6 protein-coding genes are annotated in these 5052 nt (G+C 68.9%); 3 read left to right on the top strand and 3 right to left on the bottom strand.

Translation table 11 applies throughout. From position 1 onward, the window contains the following. Positions 1-104: 104 nt before the first annotated feature. From ACWGIC_RS44650 to ACWGIC_RS44640, 3 genes are read right to left on the bottom strand one after another with little or no spacing between them, the layout of a single operon-like run. Entirely contained in the window at positions 105-833 is a 729-nt protein-coding gene (locus ACWGIC_RS44650) for a lipoate--protein ligase family protein (protein WP_452082015.1), read from the bottom strand. Between the two features lie 45 nt (positions 834-878). Continuing rightward, positions 879-1280 (bottom strand): VOC family protein, encoded by a 402-nt coding sequence (locus ACWGIC_RS44645; RefSeq protein WP_452082014.1) that lies wholly within the window; start codon positions 1278-1280, stop codon positions 879-881. Between the two features lie 4 nt (positions 1281-1284). Next, positions 1285-1962, bottom strand: coding sequence for a TetR family transcriptional regulator (locus ACWGIC_RS44640; RefSeq protein ID WP_452082013.1), 678 nt, complete (start codon positions 1960-1962; stop codon positions 1285-1287). Between the two features lie 93 nt (positions 1963-2055). Here ACWGIC_RS44640 and ACWGIC_RS44635 point away from each other — a divergent pair, with 93 nt between their 5' ends. From ACWGIC_RS44635 to ACWGIC_RS44625, 3 genes are read left to right on the top strand one after another with little or no spacing between them, the layout of a single operon-like run. Further along, complete coding sequence (locus ACWGIC_RS44635) at positions 2056-3144, top strand: ferredoxin reductase (RefSeq protein ID WP_452082012.1); 1089 nt, start codon at positions 2056-2058, stop codon at positions 3142-3144. Positions 3145-3161: 17 nt separating this feature from the next. Next, on the top strand, positions 3162-4271 hold the full coding sequence (locus ACWGIC_RS44630) for a fatty acid desaturase family protein (RefSeq protein WP_452082011.1): 1110 nt from the start codon (positions 3162-3164) through the stop codon (positions 4269-4271). A gap of 8 nt (positions 4272-4279) precedes the next feature. After that, entirely contained in the window at positions 4280-4498 is a 219-nt protein-coding gene (locus tag ACWGIC_RS44625) for a hypothetical protein (protein WP_452082010.1), read from the top strand. Positions 4499-5052: the final 554 nt, after the last annotated feature.

Raw genomic sequence — 5052 nt, 5'->3', positions numbered from 1 at the left:
GTTCTCCTCCTCCGGCAGCTGATCCCGTTCCGTGAAGGGCTCCTTGAGGGAATCTGATTCCCTCAAGGAGCCCATCACGGCATCTCGGCCGGGGACGACCCGAATCAAGAACGCTGGCGTCCTTCGGCGTGCCAATCCGGGTATTCGTAGCGGCTCCACAGCAATGCCCTTTGCCGCTCCAGCTCCGCCGCGGTCGGTTCGCGCGGCGGGAGCGGACCGAGCAGTCCCGCCGCGGCTGCGCGCACGGTGTCTTCCACTTCGGTCAGCGGCAGCCGCACTCCGTGGTCGACCAGTGACGCCACCTTGCTCCGGTGCGAATCCAGCGGTTTCGGGTCCGGCGGCGGGCCGGTGAGATACGCGCCAACGCGGGCGGCGTCGGTGTCGACCAGGAGCGTCGAATGCGCCAGCAGCACGTCTTTGGTCCGGAAGACCGCGAAGCCGCACAGTTTCGCGTCGCCGACGAAGATGCCGCGGTCGCCGATCCTGGCCGGGAGGCCCAGTTTTTCCACTGCGGCGGACATCACCAGGCCGAGCATTTCCAGCGGGCGGGGCGCGGGGCCGGGAAGCACGAGCGTCACGTTGAGATTGCCCGGGTCGTGGAACACCGTGCCGCCGCCGCTGGCTCGGCGCAGCACGGGGACGCCGTCACGAGCGCATTCGTCGACGCGGACTTCGCGGGCGATTCGCTGGCCGCGCCCGACCACGACGCACACCGGGTTCCGCCACAGCCACACCACCGGCTCGGTCGGACCCTCGCGCAGCAGTGCCTCGTCGAACGCCAGGTTGTGTGCTGGGTCGGTGAATTCGGCTCGGACTTCCGACCCGCTCGGCATAGCGTTCCTCCACGATCAATTGGACTTCGGGATCGTAGAGCAGGGTCAGGACGCGGCCGGGCCGAGCAGGTCCCAGCGGTTGCCCGCGATGTCGCGGAACACGACGACCCGGCCGTACGGTTCGGTCCGCGGTTCGCCGAGGAACTCCACCCCGGCGTCGCGCATCCGCTGATAGCTGGCGTCGAAGTCGTCCGCGCGCAGGAAAAATCCGACGCGGCCGGCGTGCTGGTCGCCGACCGCGCGGGATTGCCGGTCGCCGTCGGCCTTGGCGAGCAGGATGCCGGTTTCGCCGCCGGGCGGGCGGACGACCACCCACCGCTTGGGGCGGCCGTCGTTGGTGAGCGACGGTGAATCCTCGGCCAGGTCGAAACCCAGCGCGCGGGTGAAGAAGTCGATCGCCTCGTCGTAGTCGTCGACGATGATCGCGGTCAGCTGCAGGAAGGCCATGGCGCTAAGGCTGCCAGTGCGGCACCCCGAGCAGGATCATCCGGAGCCGTTTCTCCGCCGCGACCAAGGTGCGCTCGTCCGCGGCGGTGTCGCCGGGGCGGATTTCCAGCAGTTCGGCGACCGTGCCGAGCATCGCGGTGACGATGAGGTCGGCCAGCAGGTGCAGGTCGTCGGTGGGCCAGGTGCGCAGCGGATCGAACCGCGCCAGGTCCAGCGCCAGGTCGCTGGAGAACATCCGCATCTCGACCGCGATCGCACGGGACACCGCGCCCGCTCCGGCGTAGCGCTCGCGCGTGACGAACCGGAAATGGTCCTCGTGCTCGCGGACGTGCCGGTGCAGCGTGCGCACCGAAGCCCGGATCATGCCGCCGTAGCCGTTCTGCTCGGTACGCGCGCCGCGAAGCATGCCGCGAAGCGTGCGCGTGGTCTCCTCGACCAGCGCGACTCCCAGCTCTTCCATCGACGAGAAATGCCGGTAGAACGCCGTCGGCACGATGCCCGCGCCCTTCGCGACCTCGCGCAGCGAAAGGCTGGCGAAACTCCGGTCGGCGAGCAGGTCGAGCGCCGCGTCGAGCAGCGCCTGACGGGTGCGCTGTTTGCGCTCCTGCCGGCTCACCGGGCCGGCCGGCTCCTCGGCTGCGGACACGTCGAGCAGCGTACTGGCGATCGTCGCATGGCCCACGTCACATCACCTCGCTTCCGCGTTGACAGGCCCCGGGGCCTTGCCCCCACACTAGTCAGTGTACGACTGTGCACTCAAACTTCTGGAGGGGTGATGACCGCACTGCTCCCGCGCCGCGTGCGCGGGCTCGTCTCGCTCGCCGAGGCGCTGCTCACCCCGCACGGCGCGGACCGGTACCTCGAACTGGTCGACCCGATGCTGGTGCGGCGCGAGATCCGCGGCCGCGTCACCGCCGTGCGGCATCAGACGCCGGACACCGTCACCTTCACCGTGCGGCCGAGCCGGGCGTGGCAGGGCTTCCGCGCCGGGCAGTACGTGCGGATGCAGGTGGAGATCGACGGCGTGCGCCGGACCCGCTGCTACTCGCCGTGCGGCGCACAGGGCAGCGACGACCTGGAGTTCACCGTGAAGGCCGACCCGAAGGGGCTGGTGTCGCGGCATCTTCAGGACACCGCTGTCGGCGCGGTGGTCGGGCTTTCGCCCGCGGACGGCGAATTCACCCTGCCGTCGCCGCGCCCGGACCGGATCGTGCTGATGAGCGGCGGCAGCGGGATCACGCCGGTGCTCGCGATGGCCCGCACGCTCGTCGCCGAGGGACACCCCGGCGAGATCGTGTTCCTGCACTACTCGAACACCCCCGAGGACGCGCTCTACCGCGCCGAACTGGCCGAACTCGCCGCCCGGCACCCGGCGTTCCGCGTGGTCCACGCGCACACCCACGCGCGTCGCGGCGGCGACCTGCACGGCCTGTTCTCCCTCAAGCATCTGGAGAAGGCCGCGCCGTGGTTCCGCGAGGCCGAGACGTTCCTGTGCGGCCCGGCTCCGCTGATGAACGCCGCGCGCGAACTCTTCGAAACCGAAGGGTTGAGTGCACAACTGCACACCGAAGAGTTCACGGCAGCGCCGTTGACCTTCGACACCGCGGCCGCCGAGGGCCGGGTGCGCTTCGCCCGCAGCGGCCGCGAGTGCGACAACTCCGGCAAGCCGCTGCTCGAACAGGCCGAGGACGCGGGCCTGACGCCGGAGCACGGGTGCCGGATGGGCATCTGCTTCTCCTGCACGCAGCTCAAAACCGCCGGACGCGTCCGCAACGCCCGCACCGGCGAGGTCTCCGGCGAGGAGAACGAAGAAATCCAGCTCTGCGTCAGCGTCCCCGTCGGGGACGTCGAAATCGACGCCTGACCACCGGAGGAAGCATCATGACCGGTCTGCAGGACCGCTTGACCCCCGCACAGGTCGAGGAATTCGGCCGCGAACTCGACGCGCTGCGCCAGCGGATCGTCGACGACCTCGGCGAGGAAGACCTCGAATACATCCGCAAAATCATCAAAACCCAGCGCGCACTGGAGGTGACCGGCCGCGGCCTGCTGTTCGCCGGTTTCCTGCCGCCCGCGTGGCTGGCCGGCGTCGCGGCGCTGTCCGCGGCGAAAATCCTGGACAACATGGAGATCGGCCACAACGTGATGCACGGCCAGTACGACTGGACGCGCATCCCGGAGCTGAGCTCGCAGCGGTTCGAATGGGACACCGTCGCGCCGGCGGAGAACTGGCGGCACTCGCACAATTACATCCACCACACCTACACCAACATCGTCGACAAGGACCGCGACGTCGGCTACGGAATCCTGCGGATGGACCCGGCGCAGAAGTGGCACCCGTACTACCTGGGCAACCCGGTGTACGCGACGCTGCTCGCGCTGCTGTTCCAATGGGGCGTGATGCTGCACGACCTCGAGGTCGAGCGGGTCGTGAAGGGCGAGCGGACCTGGGCGGAGAACGTGCCGGTGCTGCGCCGGATCGTCCGCAAGGCCTCGCGCCAGATCGGCAAGGACTACGTGCTGTTCCCGCTGCTCACCGGCCCGCTCGCGCCGTTGACGCTGCTGGGCAACGCGAGCGCCAACCTGGTCCGCAACCTGTGGGCGTTCTCGATCATCTTCTGCGGCCACTTCCCCGCGGACGTCGAGAGCTTCACCGAGGAGGAGACGGAGAACGAGACGCGCGGCCAGTGGTACCTGCGCCAGATCCTCGGCTCCGCGAACATCACCGGCGGCCCGCTGTTCCACATCCTGTCGGGGAACCTGTCGCACCAGATCGAACACCACCTGTTCCCGGACCTGCCCGCGCGCCGCTACCCGCAGATCGCCGGAGAGGTGCGCGAAATCTGCGAACGCTACGGCCTGCCCTACAACACCGGCCCCCTGCGCAAGCAGCTGTGGTCGGTAGCGAAGAAAATCGTGCGGCTGGCCCTCCCCGGAAAACCGGGCCCGGCCGCTACCGTGGACCCGGAACGGCAACTCCGAGCAGCCTGAGGAAGCCCATGGTCGGCCCATTCGAAAGTGGCAAGGACACCGTGCAGGAGCTGACGGAATCCGCAGCCACCCACATCGGCAACATCGCCACCATCATCACCGGCGCAGTCCGCGACATAGCCCGCGAAACCGGCGACTGGTTCACGGACATGATCGAAATGCGCGAAGCAGCCCAGCGCGCGAAGGACGACGAGATCCGCCTGGACAAAACACCCGAGACGGACTGATTCCCTCGACTCGGTCGTTTCGTCCGCAGTCCGTGAGGGGAACCTTCACGGCCCCTGATTCCTTGAGGATTCCCCTCACGACCCGCACCGGTCCGTGAGGGGAACCCTCACGTACTTGGATTCCCTCAAGGACCCCCTCGCGGACCGGGATTCCCTCAAGGGCCCCTTCACGGCCCACCCTCACCCGGCCCCGCCGCACTGCCCCCAATGTGGCATTGGGTGCATCCCACGCACCCAATGCCACATTGGGGTGCAAGCCCCACCCCAAAACCGCCGCCCGCCCACCCAACCGGCCCAGGCACCCAACCCGCGCGCCCACCTGTCCCACCGCAGCCCGCGCTCCCAAACCCACCAGCACACCCAAGCCCCGCGCCCACCTGCCCCACCGCACCCGCGCACACAAACCCACCAGCTCACCCAAACCCCGCGCCCCACCTGCCCCACCGCACCCGCGCTCCCAAACCCACCAACGCACCCACACTCCCCCGCACCCCGATACGAAGCCAAAACGCGGACGGCGGGTGCTTGTCAAGGCATCTTTCCCGCCTTGACAA

This window comes from Amycolatopsis sp. NPDC054798 (assembly GCF_053611505.1).
This window is presented reverse-complemented; position numbering and strand designations above follow the sequence as displayed.

Excerpts from the sequence above, each read along its gene's own strand:
- ACWGIC_RS44635 (WP_452082012.1), top strand. The coding sequence starts at position 2,056 with ATGACCGCACTGCTCCCGCGCCGCGTGCGCGGGCTCGTCTCGCTCGCC.
- ACWGIC_RS44645 (WP_452082014.1), bottom strand. The coding sequence starts at position 1,280 with ATGGCCTTCCTGCAGCTGACCGCGATCATCGTCGACGACTACGACGAG.
- ACWGIC_RS44630 (WP_452082011.1), top strand. The coding sequence starts at position 3,162 with ATGACCGGTCTGCAGGACCGCTTGACCCCCGCACAGGTCGAGGAATTC.
- ACWGIC_RS44625 (WP_452082010.1), top strand. The coding sequence starts at position 4,280 with ATGGTCGGCCCATTCGAAAGTGGCAAGGACACCGTGCAGGAGCTGACG.
- ACWGIC_RS44650 (WP_452082015.1), bottom strand. The coding sequence starts at position 833 with ATGCCGAGCGGGTCGGAAGTCCGAGCCGAATTCACCGACCCAGCACAC.